Annotated in this window: 16 protein-coding genes and 1 other annotated feature; of the genes, 14 read left to right on the forward strand and 2 right to left on the reverse strand. The window is 36.5% G+C overall.

Annotation, left to right across the window (positions count from 1 at the left end; translation table 11 throughout):
* Positions 1 to 7 precede the first annotated feature (7 nt).
* Positions 8 to 1,078 carry a butyrate kinase gene (buk, locus tag CBF31_RS00675; RefSeq protein WP_126829950.1) on the forward strand — a complete coding sequence of 357 codons (1,071 nt, stop codon included), beginning with the start codon at positions 8 to 10 and terminating at the stop codon, positions 1,076 to 1,078.
* A 38-nt stretch (positions 1,079 to 1,116) separates the two neighbouring features.
* Here buk and lexA read toward each other — a convergent pair whose 3' ends face one another.
* Positions 1,117 to 1,737, reverse strand: a complete 621-nt coding sequence (gene lexA / locus CBF31_RS00680) for a transcriptional repressor LexA (protein ID WP_126829951.1) — start codon at positions 1,735 to 1,737, stop codon at positions 1,117 to 1,119.
* Positions 1,738 to 1,883: 146 nt separating this feature from the next.
* Between lexA and CBF31_RS00685 the strand changes: the two genes are divergently transcribed.
* The 11 genes from CBF31_RS00685 (at position 1,884) to CBF31_RS00735 (ending at position 20,554) form a co-directional block, all read left to right on the forward strand.
* Positions 1,884 to 2,135 carry a DUF896 family protein gene (locus CBF31_RS00685; protein WP_126829953.1) on the forward strand — a complete coding sequence of 84 codons (252 nt, stop codon included), beginning with the start codon at positions 1,884 to 1,886 and terminating at the stop codon, positions 2,133 to 2,135.
* A gap of 110 nt (positions 2,136 to 2,245) precedes the next feature.
* The gene (tkt, locus tag CBF31_RS00690; protein ID WP_126829955.1) at positions 2,246 to 4,243 is read left to right on the forward strand and encodes a transketolase; all 1,998 of its coding nucleotides are present in this window, start codon (positions 2,246 to 2,248) and stop codon (positions 4,241 to 4,243) included.
* Between the two features lie 278 nt (positions 4,244 to 4,521).
* Positions 4,522 to 5,097: a signal peptidase I gene (lepB, locus tag CBF31_RS00695; RefSeq protein WP_126831153.1), complete on the forward strand. Its 576-nt coding sequence runs from the start codon at positions 4,522 to 4,524 to the stop codon at positions 5,095 to 5,097.
* A gap of 112 nt (positions 5,098 to 5,209) precedes the next feature.
* The gene (locus CBF31_RS00700; RefSeq protein WP_126829956.1) at positions 5,210 to 8,785 is read left to right on the forward strand and encodes a PD-(D/E)XK nuclease family protein; all 3,576 of its coding nucleotides are present in this window, start codon (positions 5,210 to 5,212) and stop codon (positions 8,783 to 8,785) included.
* A complete protein-coding gene (gene addA, locus CBF31_RS00705) occupies positions 8,766 to 12,560 on the forward strand; it encodes a helicase-exonuclease AddAB subunit AddA (protein WP_126829958.1) in 3,795 nt (1,264 codons plus the stop codon). The genes CBF31_RS00700 and addA overlap by 20 nt, the downstream gene beginning before the upstream one ends.
* Before the next feature lie 191 nt (positions 12,561 to 12,751).
* Positions 12,752 to 13,435 (forward strand): GntR family transcriptional regulator, encoded by a 684-nt coding sequence (locus CBF31_RS00710; protein WP_245977914.1) that lies wholly within the window; start codon positions 12,752 to 12,754, stop codon positions 13,433 to 13,435.
* A gap of 77 nt (positions 13,436 to 13,512) precedes the next feature.
* On the forward strand, positions 13,513 to 15,342 hold the full coding sequence (locus CBF31_RS00715) for a hypothetical protein (RefSeq protein WP_126829962.1): 1,830 nt from the start codon (positions 13,513 to 13,515) through the stop codon (positions 15,340 to 15,342).
* Positions 15,343 to 15,483: 141 nt separating this feature from the next.
* Positions 15,484 to 15,714: a FeoA family protein gene (locus CBF31_RS00720; RefSeq protein ID WP_126829964.1), complete on the forward strand. Its 231-nt coding sequence runs from the start codon at positions 15,484 to 15,486 to the stop codon at positions 15,712 to 15,714.
* Between the two features lie 3 nt (positions 15,715 to 15,717).
* Positions 15,718 to 17,616, forward strand: coding sequence for a ferrous iron transport protein B (gene feoB, locus CBF31_RS00725; protein ID WP_126829966.1), 1,899 nt, complete (start codon positions 15,718 to 15,720; stop codon positions 17,614 to 17,616).
* Between the two features lie 121 nt (positions 17,617 to 17,737).
* Entirely contained in the window at positions 17,738 to 20,284 is a 2,547-nt protein-coding gene (locus CBF31_RS00730; RefSeq protein ID WP_126829968.1) for a peptidoglycan recognition protein family protein, read from the forward strand.
* A 99-nt stretch (positions 20,285 to 20,383) separates the two neighbouring features.
* Complete coding sequence (locus CBF31_RS00735) at positions 20,384 to 20,554, forward strand: transposase (RefSeq protein ID WP_126829970.1); 171 nt, start codon at positions 20,384 to 20,386, stop codon at positions 20,552 to 20,554.
* A 101-nt stretch (positions 20,555 to 20,655) separates the two neighbouring features.
* Here the strand turns inward: CBF31_RS00735 and tyrS are convergent, their stop codons facing one another.
* A complete protein-coding gene (gene tyrS, locus CBF31_RS00740; RefSeq protein WP_126829972.1) occupies positions 20,656 to 21,918 on the reverse strand; it encodes a tyrosine--tRNA ligase in 1,263 nt (420 codons plus the stop codon).
* Positions 21,919 to 21,978: 60 nt separating this feature from the next.
* Positions 21,979 to 22,187 (reverse strand) — a binding site (T-box leader).
* Positions 22,188 to 22,568: 381 nt separating this feature from the next.
* Here tyrS and tyrP point away from each other — a divergent pair.
* Together tyrP and tdc are read left to right on the forward strand one after the other, a co-directional pair.
* The gene (gene tyrP, locus CBF31_RS00745) at positions 22,569 to 23,966 is read left to right on the forward strand and encodes a tyrosine-tyramine antiporter (protein ID WP_126829975.1); all 1,398 of its coding nucleotides are present in this window, start codon (positions 22,569 to 22,571) and stop codon (positions 23,964 to 23,966) included.
* A 35-nt stretch (positions 23,967 to 24,001) separates the two neighbouring features.
* Positions 24,002 to 25,882, forward strand: a complete 1,881-nt coding sequence (tdc, locus tag CBF31_RS00750) for a tyrosine decarboxylase (RefSeq protein WP_126829977.1) — start codon at positions 24,002 to 24,004, stop codon at positions 25,880 to 25,882.
* Positions 25,883 to 25,904: the final 22 nt, after the last annotated feature.

Consider the following 25,904-nt stretch of genomic DNA (forward strand, 5'->3'; position numbering starts at 1 on the left):
TTGTGTTATGAGCGATAAAAAAATAGTCGTAATTAATCCAGGTTCGACATCGACAAAAGTTTCTTATTTTATAAATGATGATGAACGTTTTAAAGAAAATATTTTCCATGAAACAAGTGAACTCGCTCAATATAATCGCATTGTTGATCAATATGATTACCGTTTGGGGATTATTTTAGATTTTCTGATGTCTAAAGGTGTTGAGTTAGCAGACGTAGATGCGGCTGTTGGACGTGGGGGGATGTTACCACCCGTTGAAGCAGGAGCCTATTTTGTAAACGAAGAGATGATTGATTGGTTGAGTAATAGAGCAGATATCGAACATGCTTCCAATTTAGGGGCGCTTTTAGCAGATGGCGTTCGTAAGTTAGCTAAGCCTGATGCGATTTCAATGGTGTATGATCCGATTACAGTCGATCAGTTCCAAGACCTAGCTCGTGTGTCTGGACTTAAAGGTGTGAAACGTCGCAGTGTGGGTCATATGTTAAATATGCGTTCCGTTGCGATGCAAACAGCAGAAAAACTTGAAAAGAATTATGAAGACCTAAATTTAATTGTAGTTCATTTAGGCAGCGGCTTCTCAATTAGTGCGCACGAAAATGGTCGTATGATTGATTTAGTCTTAGATGATGAAGGCTCATTCTCAGTAGAGCGTTCAGGTGGTTTGTCGCTTAAAGAATTAGTGCCAATGTGTTATAAATTATCAGAAGCAGAAGTGACACGCTTAACACGTAAACATGGTGGTTTAATTTCTTATCTTGATACGAACAGTGGAATTGAAGTTGAAAAACGTATTAAAGAAGGCGATGAAGAGGCAGCGCTTATTTTTGAAGCAATGGCTTATCAAATCGCTAAAGGGATTGGACAATTAGCGACTGTTCTTAAAGGGGATGTAGACGGTATCGTTTTAACAGGTGGTCTTAGCTATTCTAAGATGTTAACGGAGTGGGTAACAGAACGTGTGTCATTTTTAGGACCAGTTATATTATCACCAGGTGAAAATGAAATGTTTGCATTAGCTATGGGTGCAAAACGTGTGTTAGAAGGAACAGAAGAAGGACATACTTTCGAAGAATAAAAAAGACCAGAGAATATTCTCTGGTCTTTTTGCGTAACTTAAATCGTATCACGATATAAACTCACTACTTTACCTAAAATAGAAACATTGTCTAGAATAATAGGTTCTAGATAATCATTTTCGGGTTGTAAACGAATATGATTCTTCTCTTTAAAGAAACGTTTGCATGTGGCTTCATCTTCATCAGTCATGGCAATCACAATATCGCCATTAGAAGCATTCGATTGTTTTTTGACAATCACTTGGTCACCATCAAGGATACCAGCATTAATCATACTTTCTCCTCTGATTTTTAGCATAAATAGATTGTTTTCATCCTGCGATAAGTTAGGCGGTATGGGGAAGAAGTCAAGTGCTTCTTCTACTGCTAAAATCGGTTCACCGGCAGTAACCGTCCCGAGTAAAGGGATTGTTTTGTCTTGGATGCCTAAAAAGTCTAATCCTTTTTTAGTAAGCTCGATTGCACGAGGTTTACTAGGATCACGTTGTAGGAATCCTTTTTTTTCTAAACGGGACAAGTGGCCGTGGACGGTTGAAGTGGATGATAGATTTACGGCTAAGCCTATTTCACGAACAGTAGGCGGATAACCTTTTTCAGAAACTTGAGTATGTATGTACTTAAGAATGTCGGATTGACGTGTTTCTCTCGGTGTACTCATAGTAACCTCCTAGTCTTTATTTAACACTTTAATATTATCATAAGTAAGATTACAAATCAAACGCATGTTCGTAAGTTGAGAATAATTGTTATTTAAAATATAATAGATTAGTATAGTAAGAGTATTTAAAATTAGGAGGAACTATTATGTTATCAAAAGAAAAAATGGCACGTATTAATGAATTAGCAAATAAATCAAAAGCTGAAGGGTTAACTTTAGCAGAGCAAACAGAACAAAAAGAATTACGTCAAGAATACTTAGAGCGTTTCCGCGGGGGTATGCGTAATCATATCGAGGGAATGAAAGTGGTTGACGAAAAAGGAAACGATGTAACACCTGATAAATTAAAAGGTATCCAAAAAGAAAAAGGACTTCATGACCGTCACAAAGAAAACTAGTCATTAGGAGTAAGTGAAAAAGTTTTCATTGCATTTCTGTTCCAATAAAGGTAAAATAGACCTATAACAATTAAGGTAAAAAAAACCTAAACAACAGGAGGAATACATTCATGTTCGATAAAATTGATGAATTAGGCGTTAACTCAATCCGTACGTTAAGTATGGATACTATCCAAAAAGCAAACTCAGGTCACCCAGGATTACCATTAGGGGCTGCACCAATGGCGTATGCTTTATGGACTAAACATTTAAAAATCAACCCAAGCACGTCAAGAAACTGGGTAGATCGCGACCGTTTCATCCTTTCTGCTGGTCATGGTTCAGCAATGTTATATAGCTTATTACACTTAGCTGGTTACGATGTAAATCAAGATGACTTAAAAGGATTCCGTCAATGGGGTAGCCGTACTCCAGGACATCCAGAAGTTAATCATACTGATGGTGTTGAAGCAACAACTGGTCCTCTAGGCCAAGGGATTGCTATGAGTGTTGGGTTCGCTATGGCTGAAGCTCATTTAGCTGCAACTTACAACAAACCTAATTTCAAAATCGTAGATCATTACACATATGCTATTTGTGGAGATGGCGATTTGATGGAAGGTATCTCACAAGAAGCAATGAGTATGGCAGGACATATGAAATTAGATAAATTAATCGTATTATACGATTCAAATGATATTTCATTAGATGGTCCATTAGATAAATCATTTACTGAAGATGTGAAAGGCCGTGTTGAAGCAACTGGATGGCACCATATCTTAGTTAAAGATGGTAACGACTTAGAAGCTATTTCTAAAGCGATTGAAGAAGCGAAAGCTGAAACTACAAAACCAACAATGATCGAAATCAAAACTATCATCGGTTTCGGTGCACCAAACGAAGGAACAAACAAAGTTCACGGTGCCCCACTTGGAGCTGAAGGTATTGAAGCAGCTAAAAAAGCATACGGATGGGATACTCCTGAGTTTGAAGTGCCTGCTGAAGTTAAAGATCGTTTCAAACAAGAAATTAATGCTAAAGGCGAAAAAGCTGAAGCGGAGTGGAATGAATTATTCGCTAGCTATAAAGCTGAGTACCCAGAATTAGCACAGCAATTCTTAGATGCTTATGCTGGCAAATTACCAGAAAACTGGGATTCAGAAATGCCAACATTTGAAGTAGGCGATGATGCTCTTGCAAGTCGTATTACAAGTAAACAAATGATTCAAGCGTTAGCTAAAACTGTTCCAACTATCTGGGGTGGTTCTGCTGATTTATCATCATCAAACAACACAATGATGGCAGAAGAAAAAGATTTCGAACCTGGTCAATACGAAGGCCGCAACATCTGGTTTGGTGTTCGTGAATTCGCAATGGCAGCAGCTATGAACGGAATTGCATTACACGGCGGAACTCGCGTATACGGTGGAACATTCTTCGTATTCGTAGATTACTTACGTCCAGCTATTCGTTTAGCAGCAATCCAAGGCGCGCCAGTAACTTATGTTTTAACACATGATTCAATCGCTGTTGGGGAAGATGGTCCAACTCATGAGCCTATCGAACAATTATCAAGCTTACGCAGCATGCCTAACTTGACAACACTACGTCCGGCTGATGGAAACGAAGTACGTGCAGCTTGGAAACTTGCAGCATCATCTACTGACCGTCCAACTGTTTTAGCGTTAACTCGTCAAAACTTACCAGTTTTAGAAAACTCTAAAGAGTTAGCTGAAGCAGGCGTTACTAAAGGGGCATATGTTATCTCTGCTCAAAAAGGCGACCAACCAGAAGGTATTTTAATTGCAACAGGTTCTGAAGTTGCTCTAGCTGTTGAAGCTCAAAAAGAATTAGCAGCACAAGGTAAAGATGTATCAGTTGTTTCAATGCCAAGTATGGATTTATTTGAAATGCAAGATGCGGCTTACCGTGAATCAGTTCTACCAAAAGCTATCACTAAACGTGTAGCAGTTGAAATGGGATCATCATTCGGATGGGAACGTTATGTAGGATTTGAAGGAAAAACTGTTACTGTTGATAAATTTGGTGCAAGTGCACCAGCTTCAAGAGTATTACCAGAATATGGCTTCACAACTGAAAATGTTGTAGCTACTTTCAATAGCTTATAATTAAATGTTAAAGCAGTTTCACCGATAAAGGTGGAACTGCTTTTTGTTTGTTATTCTTATCGATGTTCCGCATAGTAGCGTGAACGGTTTGGAAATTAATCTAATTAATCTATTTCAATAGTGAATTTTCCGTGAATTTTTTGTATAAAAATGGTTTATTTAAAGCAGAAGTTTTTTTTATATGATAGAATAAAAGATAGAAATAATGACAATATGTAAGTGTAAAGTGCGGAGGAAATAGTTTGAAAAAAAATAAAGAGAAAAAAGTGAAAAAACCAATCACTAAAAAAGAGATTATTGGTAATATAGTATGGTTAGTCTGTGTTGCAGCAGTATTAATTGCAGTGAGACAATTCATTTTCACACCAGTTTTAGTATCAGGTCATTCGATGGATCCGACGATGGCAGATAGAGAACGTGTTTTTGCGTTAAGAAGTAAAGATATTGAGCGTTTTGATATCGTAACTTTCCCAGCGCCTGATGAGCCTAAAAAAAGCTACATCAAACGTGTAATCGGTCTTCCTGGAGATAAAGTGAAATTTGTTAATGATCAATTGTTTATCAATGGTAAAGAAATCAAAGAGCCTTACTTAGATGAATTTAAATCTAAACTTAAAGAGGGCGAGTACTTAACAACAGTTCTTGATCAAGAAGGTAAAATTCACAGTGAATTTGCTCTTGAAAACCTATTTGATGGCAATGATACAGTTCCTGAAGGTAAGTTATTCGTAATGGGTGATAACCGTCAGATTTCAAAAGACGGTCGTATGATTGGCTACATTGATATTGAAGATATTACTGGAAATGTCAAATTTTCATTCTGGCCACCAAGTAAATTTGGTAAGGTAGAATAAAAAGTTCAGCTTAATTGCTGAGCTTTTTTTATTTGTTTGTTGAATAAGTGTCATCATATGTCCGTAGCCTATGATAAAATAGGGGAGAGCATAAAAGGAAAGGTGTGAGAAGATGTCATTAGAATTTGTATACGGTCCAGCAAGTTGTCATCACGAGCTTGCATTAGTTGAAAAAGCAAAGGACTGGCTAGTAGAAGATGAGAATCATGAAGTTTTCTATTTAGTTCCTAACCATATAAAATTTGAAACAGAGGTATCCGTTTTAAAAAACTTACATCAGTTACCTCCATTTAATAAAGAAGATACTATGGCAAGCACGCGCCTACAAGTGTTTAGTTTTACGCGTTTAGCATGGTATTACCTTCAAAATACAAAAGTCTACCAAGAAGAGAAAATCTCTGAAGCAGGTAGTCATATGTTAATTAGGAAAGTATTATTAGATAACGAAGCACAGTTAACGATATTCAAAGGTGAAACAACGAAACCAGGGTTTATTTCTCAGTTGGCTGATTTATTTAATGAGTTACAAAATGGAAAGATTGAAGAAGTTGACTTCGAGAATTTAATTCAAAATTTAGGTCATTCTTCAAAAGAAGAAGACTTCAAGCGTAAAGCGTCAGAGTTTTATTTGTTGTATCAAGCTTATATTTTAGAATTAGGAGTTCGTCAAGTTGGGATTACCCAACAAATTACGTATTTAGCTGAGTATTTAAAAGAGAAGGACTTATCTAACGTGATGATTGTTATTTCGGGATTTTCTCGATTTACCGCACGAGAACAAGAGTTGATTCAGGTTCTTGTCACACAGGCAGAGCGTGTGATTATTAATCTAGTTCTAGACAAGCCTTACCTAGAGGAATATCCTAGTAAGCTTAATATGTTTTTTGACGCAGGGAAAATCTACTATGATTTTTACAATTTTGCAAGAAGGTCTAAAGTTAAAATTATGACAGATACTCGTTTAGTTTCAGATAAGAATGATTTTGAAAAACTGGATACGATATGGTGTGCCAGTCAAACCTTATCCTCAAAATTAGGACCTGTGACCCTTGAGTCGGATCGTATTCAATTATGGGCAGCCTCAAATCCCGTAACCGAATTAACGGCAGTGGCTAAGGAAATCAAACGCTTAGTGATTGCGGGTGAAGCGCGATATAAAGAAATAGAAATCTTAACGAGAGAGATGGATGCATATAAATTTATTATTGCCCCTATTTTTGACCGTTATGATATCCCCTATTACTTGAATACAGAACTTGAGATGACACATCATCCCTTGGTTGAGTTTTTGACAAGTTTATTTGATATTAATCGTCGTCAATTTAGATATGCTGATATTATGCGTTTTTTAAGAACAGAATTATTTGTTCCTGTATTAGAACAGTCAAGTTCTGTAGAGTATTGGCAAAAGTCTCGTCGTGAGTATCGTAAGAAGGTCGATTTAACTGAAAATGTTGTCCTAGCCTATGGTTATGAAGGGTGGTATTGGACGCAGGAGAAAGATTGGGAATATATTTCATACGATTTTCGTGACGAATCTGTTAAAGTAGATAAAAATGTTGTGATTCAAGAAACCTCTAATGACGTGCGACGAAATGTGCGTGAGCAGTTAGTCCCATTCTTTGATAAGTTAAAGAAAGCTAAAACAGGTCGGGAGGCAGCAACGTTACTTTATTCGTTCTTACAAACAAGTGGGGTTGAAAGTGAGCTGTTATTCTGGCGTCAGCAAGCCATTGAGCAAGGGGATTTAGAAACAGCTAAGATTCATGAGCAAACATGGCAAGCGCTAATGAACCTCTTAGATGATTACGTGACGATTCTAGGAGATGAAACTTTCCAGTTGGATGACTTTGTTGTTATTTTAAAAACAGGATTAGAGGGCTTAACATATAGTAAAGTACCGACAACGATTGACCAGGTCAGTTTAGCTTCTCTTGATTTAATTCATGCACAAAAAAATAAAGTCACATTTATCATCGGTGCATCAGACCAGTCTTTCCCTCAAAAAGTGGAAAATAAAACATTATTATCTGATTATGAGCGTGAGCTGATGACTGAAAACTTACCAGAAGATAAGTATTTAGCCAAACAAACACAACGCGATAGTGCCAAAGAGCCGTATATTGCTTATTTAGCCTTTCATTCAGCTAAAGACCGCTTGTATTTGAGTTATCCTAAGGCGAGTGAACGTGTGAAAGAGAGTAAAATATCACCTTATTTAGGAATTATTTCGAAGTATTTAAATTTAAAACCAATTCCTAAAGTCGCCTTACCTGAAGTTGAACAGTTTGAACCAAATGAGATTCTATCGAATCGCCAATTACTGTCAGACTTAATTGCGATGAACCGTTTAGCAGAGGAAAAAGAGTTGACGATGGCATCGGAATGGCAGTTACTTGAACAAAACTTGAAAAATAGTGACGAATACGGGTTACTTGCTCGTAAATTATTTGAAAGTTTGACTCATCTTAATGTACCTGAGACGTTAACACCTGAATTAGTGACCGCATTATACGGTGATACAGTTTACGGATCGGTTTCTAAAATCGAAAGCTTTAACCAATGTCAGTATAAATACTTTATGACCTATGGCTTAAATTTACGTGAACGTGATAAGTTTGAGTTAAGCCCAGCCGCAACAGGTGATTTCTATCATGATACTTTGGACCAATTATTCAAAACATTGATTCGTCGTGGCTTAACGTTAAGTGATTTAACTCAATCAGAATTAAAAGCGGTGTCGGATGAAGTCTTAGAGGGAATATTAGGCGAATCAAAATTCTCAATCCTTTCAGCAAGCCCTCGTATGGCGTATATTAGACATCAATTAAGCCGTACAATCGAACGTGTGGGACAAACGTTAAGACGCCAAAGTCAGCGTACAGGATTATCAACGCTTCAAACCGAAGTGTTATTCGGACAAGCTATGGCACAAGAAAGTTTATCAAGTCTGACCTTTGATTTAGGAAACGATAAGCATTTAGCCTTACGTGGTAAAATTGACCGCTTAGATGCCGTGGAAGTAGCAGAAACGACGTATCTATCAGTAGTGGATTATAAATCAAGTAAGCATAGCTTTGACTACCGAGATGTTTATTTTGGCTTAGCGATGCAGATGATTACGTATTTAGATGTAGCCATGCGTAATGCGGCGAAACTAGTTGGCAAAGAAGCTGTTAAACCAGCTGGTGCTTTTTATTTACAAGTTAAAAATCCAGTAGTAGAAGGTAGCTTAGGAGAAGAGTTAGCTGAAGAAGAATTACTGAAAGAGTTTGGCTATCAAGGGTTGCTATTAGATGATGAAAAACTCTTATCACAAATGGACCGCACATTAGAAGAGAAGACCAAATCAAGTGTCTACCCATTTGGTATGAAAAAAGATGGCAGCTATACGTCTAAACAATTTGCCTCAGAAGAAGAGATTAATTTGCTGATGACACACAATGAAGAAAACTTTAGAAAAGCGGGAGAAGAAATCTTTGCTGGTGAAGTGAAGTTAGACCCTGCTTACCGTGGGAAAGAACGTGTGGCATGTAAATATTGTCCATTCCGCAGTGTGTGTCAGTTTGATGTGTTACTTAAAGAAAATAGTTACAATAAAATACCGTCGATGACGAAAAAAGAAGTCTTACAGAAGATGAAAGAAAAAGCTGAAGGAGGTCTGTGTGATGCCGAACCAACCAACTAAAATTCCATTAAGAGACCCTAATAGTCAGTTTACTGATGACCAGTGGCAAGCTATCTATGACAATGGTACTAATATCTTGGTATCAGCTTCGGCCGGTTCTGGTAAAACAACAGTTCTTGTTAAACGTGTGATTGAGAAAATTGAAGCGCGTGTCAATGTAGATGAGCTGTTGATTGTTACCTATACAGAGGCAGCTGCTAAAGAGATGAAGCAACGTATTCAAGATGCCGTTCAAGAAAAAATAACGTCTGAAATTGATGATGAAACAAAACGTCATTTTGTCCATCAGTTGAGTTTAATTTCAACGGCCTCTATCAGTACGCTCCATTCATTTTGTTTACAAGTCATTCGTAAGTATTACTACTTGATTGATATTGACCCAGTTTTTCGTCTACTCACAGATGAAACAGAGATGCTTCTATTAAAAGAAGACGTCTGGGATGATGTTCGTTCGGAATTATACGAATCAGAGTCTGAATTGTTTTATGACTTAACGGAGAACTTTTCGAATGACCGTAGCGATGATGGCTTAACTCGTTTGATTTTTTCACTGTATGATTTTGCTAGAGCGAACCCTAATCCGAAAGAATGGTTAGACTCATTAGCAGAGGGTTACCGCGTTACAGGTGAGCTAGCAGAAACGCCAATTTATCAGACTATCTTAAAACCTCGTGTTGTGTCAGAAGTGAAGCAAATGATTCATAATGCGAAGGAAATGTTAGCTTTATCTGAAGCGGATGAACGATTTGAAAAAGTTTATAAAAAAATGCTCGAAGAAGCAGCGATGTATGAGATGTTAGAAGAATTAGTGATGACCGATCAACTTGGGAATTTACACGAGTATCTTAAAACTATCGAGTTTGGTCGCTATCCAACGCTGACTAAGCTTGAGCCTGCTGAAAAAGAGTTGAACAATCAAATTAAAGCTTTACGTGATGCGAATAAAAAAGCGGTGCTCTCTTGGCAAGAAGGGTTATTCAGCTTATCTCCTGAAGTAATGAAGGAGGTCATGGCAAAATCTGAGAAGATGGTTACGTATATGGCTGAGGTTGCTTATAAATTTGAGCAAGCGTATGCGGCCCGTAAATTAGAAAAAAACTTAGTTGATTTCAATGATTTAGAACACTTTACCTTACAGATTTTAGCTAAACAAGTTGAAGGTCAGTGGGAAGGGACAGAAGCCTCAACCTATTATCGTGACTTATTTAGTGAAGTACTGGTAGATGAGTATCAAGATATCAATAAATTACAAGAAAGTATTTTGTATTGGTTAAGACAGCCGAATGATGAGGACGGAAACTTATTCATGGTAGGGGATGTAAAGCAATCGATTTATTCCTTTAGGCTAGCTGATCCGCAACTTTTCATTGAAAAATATGAACGCTATGAAGAGTCAGATGAAGGACGTCGTATTATTTTGGCAGAGAACTTTAGGTCTCGTCGCGAAGTGTTAGACTTTACTAATCTAATTTTCCAACAACTGATGAATAAATCGGTAGGACAGTTAGAATACGATGAGCCTGCTCGTTTAGTGAATGGTTTTACAGGATTTCCTGAAGATGAACGCATGGTGCCAGAGCTTTTAATTTTTGAGAATGAAAATGAAGAGACGACCTTTGGTGACGAAGAGTCAAGCGAACCTGTGGAAGATGTTTCTGATACCTTTCAAATTGATGATAAGACAGAGGGCGAAATCCGTCTTGTAGGGAATAAGATTAAAGAGATGATGGCAAATGGTATGACTGTTTATAATAAAAAAACGAAAGAACCACGTGCTTTAAAATACAGTGATATTGTCTTGTTATCTCCTACTAAGAAAAATAACCTTGTCCTATTAGATATTTTTAAAGAATTGGGTATACCGCTACAAGTAAATGATACACAAAATTATTTCCAAGCGACTGAGATTAAAATCATGGTCTCTCTCCTGAATGTGATTGACAATCCGTATCAAGATATTCCACTTGCGTCGGTGTTACGTTCGCCGATTGTGGGAATTAAAGAAAATGATTTAGCTCGTATTCGCGTAAATTATCCTAAAGGCAGTTTTTATGACGGTGTAGAAGCTTATCTTAAAGAAGATAAAGCGGATAATCCTGAGTTGGTCGAGAAGTTGAGAGTGTTTTACAATCAATTGCAAGACTGGCGTGAATTAGCCCGTCGCGACCAATTGGTTCAATTGATTTGGCGTGTTTATCAAGATACAGGATTCTTAGATTATGTAGGGGGGATGCCTGCAGGAAAACAACGTCAAGCTAATCTACATGCGTTATATGAGCGTGCGACAAGTTACGAAGAGATGAGTTTTAAAGGCTTATTCCAGTTTGTTCGCTTTATTGAAAAAATGCAGGCGAAAGATAAAGATTTGGCAGAGCCAACAGATTTAAGTGAGAATGAAGATGCAGTTAGAGTAATGACTATCCATGGATCGAAAGGTCTAGAGTTTCCAGTTGTGTTCGTTCTTGATTTGACGAGACGTTTTAACCTTATGGATTTAAATCAAAGCTACCTTTTCGATGTTGATTTAGGAGCAGGGGTTAAGTATACAGACAATGAAGAACGTTTGGTTTACCGTACCTTCCCGTATTTGGCTATTCGTGAAGAGAAGCGTAAACAACTCTTATCTGAAGAGATGCGTAAGCTTTATGTGGCACTAACTAGGGCAGAAGAGAAGTTGTTCTTAGTAGGCTCATATAAGAGTAAAGAAGAAGCGATTAAAAAATGGAGCTTAGGGGCAGATGAGCCAAACGTTGTGTTAGGTGATGGTGTTCGTCTTAAAAATCAAAATCTAATGAACTGGATTGGGATGACCCTGATGCGTCACCGTGACATGGAAGAGTATCAAACGGAATATGGCTTTACGAAGTTAGAGACGGTTTATAATCATCCGGGTCGCTTCAAGATTACCTTTAGTAATTTAGAAGATTTACGTGCAGCAAGCCAAGGTGACGTTAAAGTAGATAGTGGCTTACTTGTTGAGTCAGAAAAAAAAGGAGCAAAACGAGCGGAGCCAGAGCTTGTCAAACAAGCCCGCTTCAACTTAGCGTATGAATATCTCTATGAACAAGCAACAAAAACAACAAGTTATCAATCGGTATCAGAGATTAAACGCGTCTTTGAAGACCCTGATAATAGCCAACTTCTAACTTTAGATTTAACAACTGAAGAAGCGAAAACAGTCGGGCGATATGTTGAAAATGAATTAGCTAAACCTGCTTTCCTAAAAGAAGAAACGAAGCCTAGTGCGGCTGAAGTCGGGACAGCGACCCATTTAGTGATGCAGCTTATCCCACTAAATACAGTACCGAATGAACAAGTTATTCAATCTATTTTAGACGACTTAGTAGCGAATCAGGTGTTAACAGAAGTCTTGGCAGCTTCTGTTTCAATTGAATCAATTGTCAGCTTTTTCCAATCAGAGTTTGGTCAAAAATTAATTGAAAATAGTGAAACGGTATACCGTGAGCAGCCTTTTTCTATGTTACTTCGTGCTGAAGAAGTCTTTAAAGATTATCCAAAAGCTGCGGGAGACCAATTACTCGTCCATGGGATTATTGACGGGTTTCTTGAAACGGAAGATGAGTTGATTTTATATGATTTCAAAACAGACCATCTAAAAGATACTTCAAGTGAAGCTGAATTAGACCGATTAGTTAAAAAATACCGTGGTCAAATTAGCTTATACGAAAGGGCTTTGTCTTTAACTAAAAATAAGCCAGTTACACAATCTAAATTGATTTTATTATCAAGCGATCAAGTAATCGATGTTTACTAGAATAAAAAGAGCAAAACAGGCGAATAGTCGCTTGTTTTGCTCTTTTTAAGTTGTCAGTCATAATTAGACCAGTTATAATGAAAAGGTATAGTATAAAACGATATCATCGTTTTTATAGAGAGAATAAGTAATTAGACCAATAGGATTTAGAAAGGATGAGTATCGTGAGCAAAAAGAATTTACCTGTATACATGCAGATACACGATAAAATTCAAGAAGAAATAGAACTCGGCAAATGGGCTGTAGGAGACAGATTACCATCTGAGCGAGAATTATCATTAATGTTCGGCGTGAGCCGAATGACATTAAGACAAGCGGTTCAAGCGTTAGCTGATGAAGGAATACTGGAAAGAAAAGTAGGCTCTGGTACATATGTAGCAAGAGAAAAAGTCCAAGAAACGATGACAGGAACAACAAGTTTTTCTGAAATTATGGCGGCTCAAGGTAAAAAGCCATCTAGTAAAACTGTTTCTTATTTTGTAACAAAACCAAGTGCTAGTGAAATAGAAAAGTTAGGTTTATCAGAAGATAGCCAAGTTGTCCGTATGGAGCGTGTGCGTTATGCAGACGATCTACCTATTTGTTTTGAAGTAACGACGATCCCGTATGATTTGGTAGACCAGTACAGTAAAAAAGAAATCACACAGTCTCTCTATCAGACGGTGACTAAAAATAATAATCATAAAATAGGGCATGCTGTGCAACGTGTGACAGCAATGTTGGCTTCTGAAAAAATTTCAGATTATCTTGAAATAAAAAAAGGTGATCCGATTTTACGATTGAAACAAATTTCTTATTTAGAAGAAGGGCGTGCGTTTGAGTATGTCCGTTCTCAGTATGTGGGAAGTCGTTTTGAGTTTATTCTTGAAAAGTAAAATCGGTTTGCCGTTTTTACTATAGTGTCGTTCTTTTAATGGTTGTTAAAAAGATTGAAAAGGAAAGGTGTGAGAGAATGGTTCTCGTTTATGTAAATAAAGTAACGGATACCCTATTGTTTGCTCGTCAAGAATTTTGTAGGTACATGACGAAAATTACAGAAGGAATTCGTTTTGAGCCGACTGTTTCCAAAGATGACCGAGGCGTTCATTTATTAGTTGATCCAAATTTATCAATTAAGGCACAGTCTGATAATCATGAAGCCAAGGACTGTTATAATATTGAAGCAAATGGGACAGATATTGCGATTGTTGGGAATTCAGATCGTGCTGTTTTATTAGGTGTTTATCGTTATTTAACAGAGTGTGGTTATTTATTTCTAGGACCAGGACCTGAGCATGAGCAAGTTCCTGATAAAATTGATCTGAAAAATCACTGCTTTACACTAATTGAACAAGCGCATTATAATAATCGTGGTGTTAGTCTAGAAGGGGCAGATTCATTAGACGATGTCTTGCATTTTATTGACTGGCTACCTAAATTAGGTGGAAATAGTTTTTTTATTCATTTAAAAAATCCATATGTCTTTTTGAAGAGATGGTACGAGCATGACCATAATCCAAAATTGGGAGCAGAACCTTTTAGCCTGGATATAGCAGAATGTATGACTGAACGAATAGAATATGAATTATCGAAGCGAGCACTTCTTCGTAGTCGATTAAGCCATGAGTGGTTTGGTGGGAAAATTGACTTTTCAGCAACACAAGGTTGGAATGATGATGAGCATAGTACGCCATCCAGCAATACTCAATTAGCACTACTTAATAGTGAACGTGCTCTTTATAGTCCTAATAAGGAGGTTGAGGGGCTTTGTCTGCATGACTCTAAGGTTTGTGAGGCTTTTATTGAAGGCATTGTATCGTATGCTGTATCTAGACCAGATATAGACTATCTTCATATTGAGTTATTAGATGTTTTTGACAGTAAGTGTGAGTGTGAGAAGTGCAGAAATGTTGATTTGACGGACCGGTATACTGAGATATTTAATCGTTTAGACGACCGTTTGACGGAAGAAGGAATGCCAACACATCTTTGCTTTGAGGAGCGTTATGGTATTTTTAAAGTATCTGTTTTTCAAAATCTTAAGACTCCTAATCGTTTTGTGAGAACTATGGTACCAAATAGAGATTCTTTTGAGGTGACACTAGGAGAAGCACGGGTACTAGAGAGTAAAAGAGGATTAAGACGGATTAAGAGTTTAATCTATGATTCTCCTTTGAAATTTACTCATTTTGGTGATCTGGGTTATATTAGTTTGTCCCAGACGATAGCTGGGGATTTAAAAAGTCTTGATACAGTAGGAATTAGTGGATATATTAGTTGCCAAGAAATAAGAGTAGGGCTACCCAATCACTTTCCAAACTATGTCATGGCGAAAATGAGCTGGGACCCGTCTTTGTTATTTGATGATTTGATTAAAGAGTATTTTGAAGGTGCCTACGGGTCAGAATGGAAAAAGGTCTACACTTATCTGGAGCAGTTATCTAAACTCTCAAGTCCGGATTACGTTAGTGGTAAAGGGACTCGGATTGACAATGAATTAGCAAGTAAGTTTACAGAGGTTTCTAAAGTTATTATTCGATTTTCTCCGGTTAAAGTTTCTCATTTCAGGCTAGATAATAAAGTTCACCGTAATTATTGGCAAGTTCTAAGCTATCATGATTTGTTTTGTGAAAAATGGTGTAAAGTATTATTTTATCAAGCGTTAGGACAAGAAGAGGAAGTAAGTAAGGAAGCACTGTCCTTAATTAGATTTATTCGAGATAATGAAAAAGATTACCGCTCATATCTTGATGTTTACAGCTTTATAGAGGGAATAACGGCTTATACAGGCTTAAAAATATAACTCAAATATAATGAAGTTCGTGAGGAATCACGGGCTTTTTTCTTTGTGAAATAACAATAAAGCCTTTTCAAAATTTTGAGTTTGATGTATAATTAAATAAAAGTTTAGGTTTGCCGAAAAGTATTTCTTGGAGGGGTTATAATGAAATTGTTAGAATTAAAATTAAAAGAAGAAGCCGTTATTAAAAAAGTAGCGCATCCTGATGAACAAATGAATCAACGTTTATTAGACCTTGGTTTTTATGCAGGAGGAAGAGTAAAGATGGTCTTGATTAGTCCTAAAAAAGACCCAAAAGCTTATGAAGTGAGAGGGACCGTCATTGCCATACGTAATGATGATGCCAAGTATATTGAAGTAGAAGTGGAGGAGTAGAAGATGGCAGAAGAATTTCAATTAATCAATGAAAAACAAGGTCATGTGATAGCCTTAGCTGGAAACCCGAACGTTGGGAAGAGTACAGTGTTTAACCAACTTACAGGACTAAAACAACATACAGGGAATTGGCCTGGTAAAACAGTAGGAATAGCAGAAGGAAATGCAGAGTATAAAGGTGAGAATTTTTGTTTAGTAGACTTGCCAGGAACGTACTCTCTTTCATCAAATTCTGAAGAAGAAGAGGTCGCACAAGATTTCATCCAATCTGATTTATCAGAAGCAACGATTTGCGTGTGTGATGCAACCTCACTAGAACGTAATTTGAATTTAGTATTACAGGTGATGCAGATTTCTGAAAAAGTAGTGGTATGTGTGAATTTAATGGATGAAGCTGAGAAAAAAGGGATTTCCATTAATTGTGCGAAGTTGCAATCATTACTCGGGGTTCCTGTCGTAGCAACTGCGGCGAGACAAAATGAAGGGCTAGATGACTTGATGAAGCAACTTTCAAAAGTTGTGTCAGAAGAAGTAAATATGAACCCATATATGAAAGAAGCACTTGAGAGTTTAAAAGGGAATCAAGAGGAAAATACAAAAGCCTTACTTGATAGAGCGACGGTTATTGCAAAAGACGTCGTAGAGTTAAAAGATGAGGATTATAACAAACGAGATCGTAAGTTAGATAAAATCTTAACGCAAAAGAGTACAGGTTTACCAATTATGATTTTATTATTAGTACTGGTATTTTGGTTTACTATTCAAGGTGCCAATGTTCCGTCAGATGCGCTAGCTAGTCTTTTTGCGACACTTGGCGATTATCTAAATCAAGGTGCAGCGGCTATTCATATGCCAGAGTGGTTACGTGCCCCACTTATTGATGGGGTCTATAATGTATTATCTACTGTTATTTCTGTGATGCTACCACCTATGGCTATTTTCTTCCCTATCTTCACCTTATTAGAAGATTTTGGATACTTACCTCGGGTGGCGTTTAACTTAGATAGCTTCTTTGCAAAAGCAGGAGCATGTGGGAAGCAAGCGTTAACCATGTGTATGGGATTTGGCTGTAATGCAGCAGGGGTAACAGGAACACGTATTATTAATTCACCCCGTGAAAAACTAATTGCCATTGTGACGAATAATTTCGTACCATGTAATGGGCGCTTTCCTATTTTAATTTCGATTATTACGATGTTCTTCGTAGGGAGTTCGGTTACATTTGGTAGTAGTTTATTGTCAGCATTTTTATTAGCTGCTGTTGTTATTTTAGGAGTTCTTACAACATTTTGGATTTCGCAATTATTATCTAAGACAATTTTAAAAGGGGTACCCTCATCATTTACGTTAGAGTTGCCGCCATATCGTAAACCAAAAGTAGGCTCTGTAATTGTTCGCTCTATTTTTGACCGTACGCTATTCGTATTATGGCGTGCCATGGTTGTAGCCGCTCCAGCAGGACTTGTTATTTGGATGATGGCTAATATTATGGTGGGTGACCAAAGTATCCTAACATGGATAACATCAACGATTGATCCCTTTGCGCGTTTGATGGGACTTGATGGTACGATTTTAATGGCCTTTATTTTAGGTTTACCTGCCAATGAAATTGTGATTCCTATTATGGTGATGGGGTATTTGAGTAAATCAACACTTTTCGAGTTCGATTCATTAGATCAATTTAAAAACCTATTATTAGATAACGGTTGGACGTGGTTAACAGCGGCTAATACCATCTTATTTACTCTGTACCACTGGCCATGCTCAACAACATTGATGACGATTTATAAAGAAACCAAGAGTGCCAAATGGACCTGGATTTCTTTCTTAGTTCCAACAGTGATGGGGATTGTAACGTGTATGCTTACAACATTTTTAGCACATTTATTCCATCTCGTATAAAATAAATGGAAAAACAGGTCATTTAACCTGTTTTTTTTTGTGATGTATTTTAAACGAGGAGAAAATGAGGTAGAATATATCTTAGGGTTAATTAATGAAAGTGTAAATAATAGGAGGAATTATGAAAAATACTAAATTTTTAACAGGGCTGGTTGTCTCAAGCTTACTGTTTTCAAATGTATTATCGGTAGGTTCTGTTCTTGCAACAGAGGTTGAAGTTAGTGCTAGTGAAATAAGTAAGTTTGTAGAATCTGAAAATAATGATGTTATTCCAGAAACTGAGGCTATAGTAAAAGAAGAGCAAAGTGGATCGTCTGAAGATGGGGCATCTAGTTTGACCGAATCAAAAGTATCAGAAAAGAATCAAGAAACAGTAACTAGTGAAACGGCTCCAATTGTTGGGGAACAAGAAACAGTAGCAACTGAATCGGATTTAACAGAATCGGTTGAAAAGGAAACTGAAAAGCAAGAAGTGGCTGAACAACCGGGGATGAGAGGAGCTATGTTCAAAAGTCCAAACCCAGAAGTTCAAAAAATGATTGATGCTTTAACGCCAGAAGATAGAGCTAAAGCTGTCGGTTCTGATGGTTTAGGGGAAGAGATGAAAGTAATCCCTGAAGTTAAAGCGGGTTTTGGTCAATACCCAAATGTAAATCAATATATAGCTGAAAAAGGGTTTAAAAACCCAACAATTACAAGAGATAGTCGATTTGGAACAACGCCGAAAAATGAGTTTAAATATGAGAAGCCCATTGGTATTGTGATTCATGAAACAGCTAATCCGAATTCAACAATTGATGGTGAAGTTAACTTCATGTTTAATAACTGGCAAAATGCATTCGTGCATGCCTATGCTTCAGGGAATAGAGTAATTGAAACAGCTCCAACCGATTATTTATCATGGGGAGCGGGACCAAACGCCAATCCATATTATATTCATATTGAATTGTGTCGTTCAAAATCATTTGATGATTTTGCTCGTTCAGTTAACAGTGACTCATACTGGGTGGCAAGTAAATTAGTTGAGTTTAATTTACAACCTTCTTTTGGTGATAATGACGGATTAGGATCTATCATTAGTCACAATGGTATAGCTAATTTTTGGGGTGGTACAGATCATACTGACCCAATTGCTTATTTTGCACAATGGGGTTATACAATGTCAGAGTTTTATGACTTAGTTGTAAAAAAATACAACATTTTAAAAGGTGAAGAAGAAGGATCTAAAGAATTAGCAACCGTCACAGAGAGCCAAACTGTTAATAAAAATATGAAAATTAAAAATGGAGATTATTATTTCTATAGTCAACCTTATAAAACGAAAGGATCTGCTCGCCTTTATCCAATTAAATATGTTAGAGATATCGGAGATACTGTTCACGTAATCAAAAAAATTAAAACGTCTCAAGGTGTTGTTGAATATCAATTATCAGGTGATTCAGAAGTTAATAATTATTATGTAGACGAAAAAGCGTTACAAGACTTTGAAACAATTACAGAAAGAAAACCAATTAATAAGAATATGAAAGTAGTAGATGATGGCTTTTATATTTACAGCCGACCATTTAACACAGAAGGCTCAAAACGTGTATTGAAAGTGTCTAAAAAATATCCAAAGGGTACGACTGTAAAGGTTTTAGAAGAAATAAAAACATCACAAGGTGTTGTGGTATATAAACTAGCCGAGAACGAATATGTAGACCATAACACAATGAAAGACTTTGAAACAATTACAGAAAGAAAACCAATTAATAAAAATATGAAAGTAGTAGATGATGGCTTTTATATTTACAGCCAACCATTTAATACAGAAGGTTCAAAACGTGTATTGAAAGTGTCTAAAAAATATCCAAAGGGTACGACTGTAAAAGTATTAGAAGAAATAAAAACATCACAAGGTGTTGTGGTATATAAACTAGCAGAGAACGAATATGTAGACCATAACACAATGAAAGACTTTGAAACAATTACAGAAAGAAAACCAATCAATAAAAATATGAAAGTAGTAGATGATGGCTTTTATATTTACAGCCAACCATTTAACACAGAAGGCTCAAAACGTGTATTGAAAGTGTCTAAAAAATATCCAAAGGGTACGACTGTAAAAGTATTAGAAGAAATAAAAACATCACAAGGTGTTGTGGTATATAAACTAGCAGAGAATGAATATGTAGACTGTAACACGATGAAAGACTTTGAAACAGTTACAGAAAGAAAACCAATTAATAAAAATATGAAAGTAGTAGACGATGGCTTTTATATTTACAGCCAACCATTTAACACAGAAGGGTCAAAACGTGTGTTGAAAGTGTCTAAAAAATATCCAAAGGGTACGACTGTAAAAGTATTAGAAGAAATAAAAACATCACAAGGTGTTGTGGTATATAAACTAGCAGAGAACGAATATGTAGACCGTAACACGATGAAAGACTTTGAAACAGTTACAGAAAGAAAACCAATTAATAAAAATATGAAAGTAGTAGACGATGGCTTTTATATTTACAGCCAACCATTTAACACAGAAGGGTCAAAACGTGTGTTGAAAGTGTCTAAAAAATATCCAAAGGGTACGATTGTAAAAGTTTTAGAGGAAATAAAAACATCACAAGGTGTTGTGGTATATAAACTAGCAGAGAATGAATATGTAGACCATAACACGTTAAACTAGCTAGGAATAAAGAATTTAATGAATCTTGATAGACCTAACTAAATAAAAAACACCCCCAAAAGTTAGACCAAAAACCTTACTTTTGGGGGTGTTTTTTTTATGACAAAATATAGTTTTGCATTTAAATTCAAAGCTGTTGAAACCTATCTTAGTGGTTTAGGAAGGTATCGGTATTTAGTTAAACAATGTGGTGTTAAAAGTAAGGCTCAAACTTATCGCTGGGTGAATAGTTATTCTGAAAAAGGGATTCGTTATTATAATAATGATTAAATTAAAACTAGGTTAGATGGTTTGAGTCCAACCTAGTATCCGTATAAAACAAAAATAAAAAAGGAGTAGATTTCTCTACCCCTAAAAAGTCCATTTTTTTATTATTTAGTTAATGTTACTAATGTGTAGTTCTTTTTACCTTTACGGACAAGAACGAATCGCTCATCAAATGAGTGAGCTGGTGTTAATGTGAACTCTAAATCAGTGATTTTTTCACCGTTTAATGTGATCGCACCATTTTTAATATCTTCACGTGCTTGACGTTTTGAAGGCTCGATACCTGCTTCGATTAACCAATCTACTAGTAAGCTTTCGCCGATAGGCATTTCAGCTGAAGGCATGTTTTTGAAGCCTTGTTCGATTTGGTCAGCCGTTAAGTTAGACACATCACCTGAGAATAGGGCAGCAGAGATTTCTAATGCTTCATCTAAAGCTTCTTGACCGTGAACGAAACGAGTCATTTCAGCAGCTAATGTTTTTTGAGCTTCACGTTTGTGAGGTTCTGTTTCCACTTTTTCAGCTAAAGCTTCAATTTCTTCTTTTGTTAAGAAAGTGAAGAATTTAAGGTATTTAACAACATCGCGGTCATCTTGGTTTAACCAGAATTGGAAGAACTCGAATGGAGATGTTTTTTCAGCATCTAACCATACAGCGCCACCGGCGGTTTTACCAAATTTAGTTCCGTCTGCTTTTAACATAAGAGGGATAGTTAAGCCGAAAGCTTTAGCTTCAGCGCCTTCTTTTTTACGGATAAGGTCAAGCCCAGCTGTAATATTTCCCCATTGATCCGCGCCACCAATTTGTAATTGAACGTTATGTTCGCGGAATAGGTGTAAGTAATCCATTGATTGTAGAATTTGGTATGTGAATTCAGTAAATGAAATCCCAACTTCTAAACGGCTTGATACGATATCTTTAGCTAACATTGTGTTAATGTTAAAGTTTTTACCGTAGTCACGTAAGAAATCTAATAATGTTAGGTCATGAGTCCAATCGTAGTTGTTAACCATTGTTAAATCTTGGTTAGCTTCGAAATCGAATAGGCTCTTCATTTGTGCAGTTAAAGCGTCAACGTTGTGTTGAACTTGTTCTAATGTTTGTAATTGACGTTCTGATGTACGGCCACTTGGGTCACCGATTGTACCAGTTGCTCCGCCAATTAGGATGTATGGATGATGTCCAAATGATTGGAAACGTTTCATCATCATGAACGGGATTAAGTGACCAATGTGCATACTATCTCCAGTAGGATCCACACCACAGTATAATGAAATTTTCTCGTTAGATACTAATTCGTATAATCCGTCAGCATCCGTTTGTTGGTTAATTGCGTCGCGCCATGTTAATTCATCAATAATATTCATTCTTTTTCTCTCCTTTTAGTTTTAATACATACAAAAAAGTCCCTGCAAGTTCTAGAAACTTGCAGGGACGAAATAAACAGATTCCGTGGTACCACCCAGATTGTATGATTAATAACTTAACCATACCACTTATTAAACCTGTAACGTAGGTAGCACGCTTGATTTTTTATGTGAGTGTAATTCATTACGATGTGTGTGCCAAATTCCAGCGACCTTTGGCTCTCTATAAACAGTGACAGGTAATTACTTCGCTCAATCAAGTTATTTTTGAATGTAAACCAAGTCTAGTCCATCTAATTTTAAATGTCAAACACAAATTTCCTTTATTATAATTTGATGAGAAATTAAAGGTAGGGTAAACAAAAGTGGTGGAATTAGTGAAAAAAAAAGTAGTAACAAAAAATTAGAGTGTTGATAACACAATGTTTGTAGTATCAGTTGTTATAGAACGGATTTAAGCTTTAACGCACTAAAGAATGCAAGCGTAGAATTAACGAAATGGTTTACTCATCATTTTTTAATAAAACTCAACAAATCGCTTTGACAAAGTGTTTTTTCGGAGATATACTTCACTTGTGAAAAAGTTGCATTAGCTTTTTAGGCCTAAAAAACAAAATGTGCGATCTTTTTTTAATAAGGAGGAACAATATATGTCACAAGGAAAAAAATTATCACTTTTTGGTTTGATCGGTATTACCATGGCATTCTTTGGTACCGTTCGTAGTGTTCCGACATTAGCATCATCAGGTTGGACACAAATTGTCTACATGTTAATTGCAGCACTTATGTTTGCTTTACCAATTGCTTTAATGTCTGCTGAACTATCAACAGCATGGCCTGAAGAAGGTGGCCCTCAAGTTTGGGTTAACAAAGCACTAGGAGAAAAATGGGGCTTTGTGACATCTTGGTTACTATGGGTACAAATGTTTTTCGGTATGGTTATGGTAGCTTCAACAGTAGGGGTCCTATTCGGATATGTTATTAATAAACCGGAATTAGGGAGTAACAATATTTTCATCTTCTTTACTATCGTGTTGTCATATTGGGTTATCACATTACTTAACTTAAAATATGACATGGTAAAAATCGCAGGTAACTGGGGAGCAATCATCGGTGTTTATATTCCTTTTATCGCTTTAGTTGGATTAAGCATTGCTTACTTTGCTAAAAATGGTATTAACCCAAATGGTTACTTAGCTGATTTTACAGTAGGTAAATTATTCCCAGATTTAACTAATTTAAAAACATTACCAATCTTAACAGGTGTTATCTTTATCTTTGCGGGTGTTGAAATTTCTTCAGTACATGCGAACAATATTGATAATCCAAAACGTAATTATCCAATCGCTGTTATTGCGTCAGTATTAGTATTAGTTGTCTTTAACTTAATCGCGGGTCTTGGTGTTGCCAACTCAATCGATGCAGGTCAAATTAACAACTCAGATATTACACAGCCATTCGTAGCAATGACGACAGATCTTGGTATCCCAGCTATTTTTAATAATATTATTTCATTAATGATTTTAATTGGGGTTCTCGTTCAATTAAGTGCTTGGGTTCTTGGACCAAGTAAATCAATGATTAAAGTAGCAGAAGAAGGTAACTTACCTCCGTTCTTCCAAAAACGTAACGGCAACGGTATTCCAATTAATATCGTGCTAGTGCAAGCTACTGTTATTTCATTAGTATCAACAGCCTTCTTATTTATTGAAGATGTAGGGGCAGCGTTCTTAGTTATTACGATTACTACAACAATTTTATATTGCTTAGTTTACTTGTTAATTGCGATATCAGCTATGAAACTTCGTAAAACATTACCAGAGATTGAACGTCCATTCCGTCTAGGTAATAAAGGCAATGGTTTAATGAATTTTGTTGCAAGTATTTCTATTATTAGTGTAATCTTAACAATAGCAGTTAGCTTAATCGCTCCTGAAGGGGTAGACAGCCAAATCGGCTATCTTGCTTATCAAGTTATTGCAACAGTTGTGATGGTTGGTATTGCATTGTTAATTTATAAATATAAAAAACCAGAGTGGAAAAAATAATAAAACGATAAACTACTATTAAGGAGAGAGTTAACATGTCAGAAAAAATTATTTCAGAAGAAATCATTGATCCATCAGAAACAAATTTAAAAGCGTTATTCTTAGGTGATAAAGGTGAAAACGTTGATATCTATAAAAATATTATGAACCGTATGATCGATGAGCATGTTGGTTGGAGACAAAACTATATGCCTCAAGATTTACCAGTGATTACACCTCAAGACCGTCGTGAAGAATCATTTCAAGCGACTGTAGATAACATGAACAGCGTATTCAATGTTTTAAGCTCTCGCTTACGTACAGATTCATTACCATGGCATACAGCAGGTCGCTTCTGGGGTCATATGAACTCAGAAACATTAATGCCTTCAATTATTGCTTACAATACAGCAATGTTATGGAACGGTAATAACGTAGCGTACGAATCTTCTCCAGCAACATCAAAAATGGAAGAAGAAGTAGGACAAGATTTATCAGCTTTAATGGGTTATGGCGATAAAGGTTGGGGACACATCGCATGTGATGGTTCAATCGCTAACTTAGAAGGTATCTGGTATGCTCGTAACTTCAAATCATTACCACTTGCTATTAAAGAAGTTGTCCCAGCAGCTGTAGAAGGTAAAACTGAATGGGAATTACTAAACATGTCTACAGAAGAAATTCTAGACGTATTAGATGAAAACCAAGACCACATGGATGAAATTAAAGAACGTTCAGCTCGTAGTGGTAAAAACTTAGAAAAATTAGGTAAATGGATTGTTCCTCAAACAAAACATTACTCATGGTTAAAATCAGCAGATATCATCGGTGTTGGGTTAGACCAAGTTATTGCGTGTGACGTTGATAATGAATACCGTATGGATGTTGATGCTTTAGAAAAACTTATCCGTGAATTAGCAGCTGAAGAAACACCAGTTTTAGGTGTAGTAGCAGTTGTCGGTTCAACTGAAGAAGGTCAAATTGACCGTGTTGATAAAATCGTAGCATTAAGAGAAAAATTAGCTGCTGAAGGCATTTACTTCTACATCCACGTTGATGCTGCTTACGGTGGTTATGCTCGTTCAATCTTCTTAGATGAAAACAGCAACTTCATCCCTTACGATGAAATTCAAGCGGCGTATGAAGAAAATGGTGTCTTCCAAGGTGAAAACCACTGGTTAACTCCTGAAGTTCATGCCTCATTTAAAGCAATCGAATCATGTGAATCAGTAACAATTGACCCTCATAAAATGGGTTATGTTCCATATTCAGCTGGTGGAGTTGTTATCAAAGACGTTCGTATGCGTGACGTAATTTCTTACTTCGCAACATATGTATTTAAAAAAGGTGCTGATATTCCAGCATTATTAGGTGCTTACATTCTTGAAGGATCTAAAGCAGGGGCTACTGCAGCAGCTGTTTGGACAGCACACAAAATCTTACCACTTAATGTTAAAGGGTTTGGTAAATTAATCGGGGCAAGTATTGAAGGAGCATTCCGTTTCTACAACTTCATCGATGGTTTAGAATTCCAAGTTGGCGATAAAACAATTGTAATGAATGCTTTAACTCGTCCTGACTTTAACATGGTTGACTATGTATTCAACGAAAAAGGAAATACAGACCTTAAAGTGATGAATGACTTAAATGAAGAATTCTATCAATATGCATCATACGCTAAAGGTGGAACTTACCATAACGAATTTATCACATCACATACTGATTTCGCTGTGCCAGATTATGGCGATAGCCCATTCCCATTCGTTGAAGGATTAGGCTTCAGTCGTGCTGAGTGGGATAAAGAACAAAAAGTAACAATCTTACGTGCTGCTTGTATGTCTCCATACGCTCATGACGAAAAAGTATTTGCTGAATACTCAGCTAAAATTAAAAAAGCAATTCAAGAAAAATTAGAAGCAATTTACAACGAAAAATAAAAACTTCTGATTTTTGACGGGA

Source organism: Vagococcus fessus (assembly GCF_003987565.1).
GTDB classification, from domain to species: domain Bacteria; phylum Bacillota; class Bacilli; order Lactobacillales; family Vagococcaceae; genus Vagococcus_D; species Vagococcus_D fessus.

Excerpts from the sequence above, each read along its gene's own strand:
- buk (WP_126829950.1), top strand. The coding sequence starts at position 8 with ATGAGCGATAAAAAAATAGTCGTAATTAATCCAGGTTCGACATCGACA.
- lexA (WP_126829951.1), bottom strand. The coding sequence starts at position 1,737 with ATGAGTACACCGAGAGAAACACGTCAATCCGACATTCTTAAGTACATA.
- CBF31_RS00685 (WP_126829953.1), top strand. The coding sequence starts at position 1,884 with ATGTTATCAAAAGAAAAAATGGCACGTATTAATGAATTAGCAAATAAA.
- tkt (WP_126829955.1), top strand. The coding sequence starts at position 2,246 with ATGTTCGATAAAATTGATGAATTAGGCGTTAACTCAATCCGTACGTTA.
- CBF31_RS00700 (WP_126829956.1), top strand. The coding sequence starts at position 5,210 with ATGTCATTAGAATTTGTATACGGTCCAGCAAGTTGTCATCACGAGCTT.
- addA (WP_126829958.1), top strand. The coding sequence starts at position 8,766 with ATGCCGAACCAACCAACTAAAATTCCATTAAGAGACCCTAATAGTCAG.
- CBF31_RS00710 (WP_245977914.1), top strand. The coding sequence starts at position 12,752 with ATGCAGATACACGATAAAATTCAAGAAGAAATAGAACTCGGCAAATGG.
- CBF31_RS00715 (WP_126829962.1), top strand. The coding sequence starts at position 13,513 with ATGGTTCTCGTTTATGTAAATAAAGTAACGGATACCCTATTGTTTGCT.
- CBF31_RS00720 (WP_126829964.1), top strand. The coding sequence starts at position 15,484 with ATGAAATTGTTAGAATTAAAATTAAAAGAAGAAGCCGTTATTAAAAAA.
- feoB (WP_126829966.1), top strand. The coding sequence starts at position 15,718 with ATGGCAGAAGAATTTCAATTAATCAATGAAAAACAAGGTCATGTGATA.
- CBF31_RS00730 (WP_126829968.1), top strand. The coding sequence starts at position 17,738 with ATGAAAAATACTAAATTTTTAACAGGGCTGGTTGTCTCAAGCTTACTG.
- CBF31_RS00735 (WP_126829970.1), top strand. The coding sequence starts at position 20,384 with ATGACAAAATATAGTTTTGCATTTAAATTCAAAGCTGTTGAAACCTAT.
- tyrS (WP_126829972.1), bottom strand. The coding sequence starts at position 21,918 with ATGAATATTATTGATGAATTAACATGGCGCGACGCAATTAACCAACAA.
- tyrP (WP_126829975.1), top strand. The coding sequence starts at position 22,569 with ATGTCACAAGGAAAAAAATTATCACTTTTTGGTTTGATCGGTATTACC.
- tdc (WP_126829977.1), top strand. The coding sequence starts at position 24,002 with ATGTCAGAAAAAATTATTTCAGAAGAAATCATTGATCCATCAGAAACA.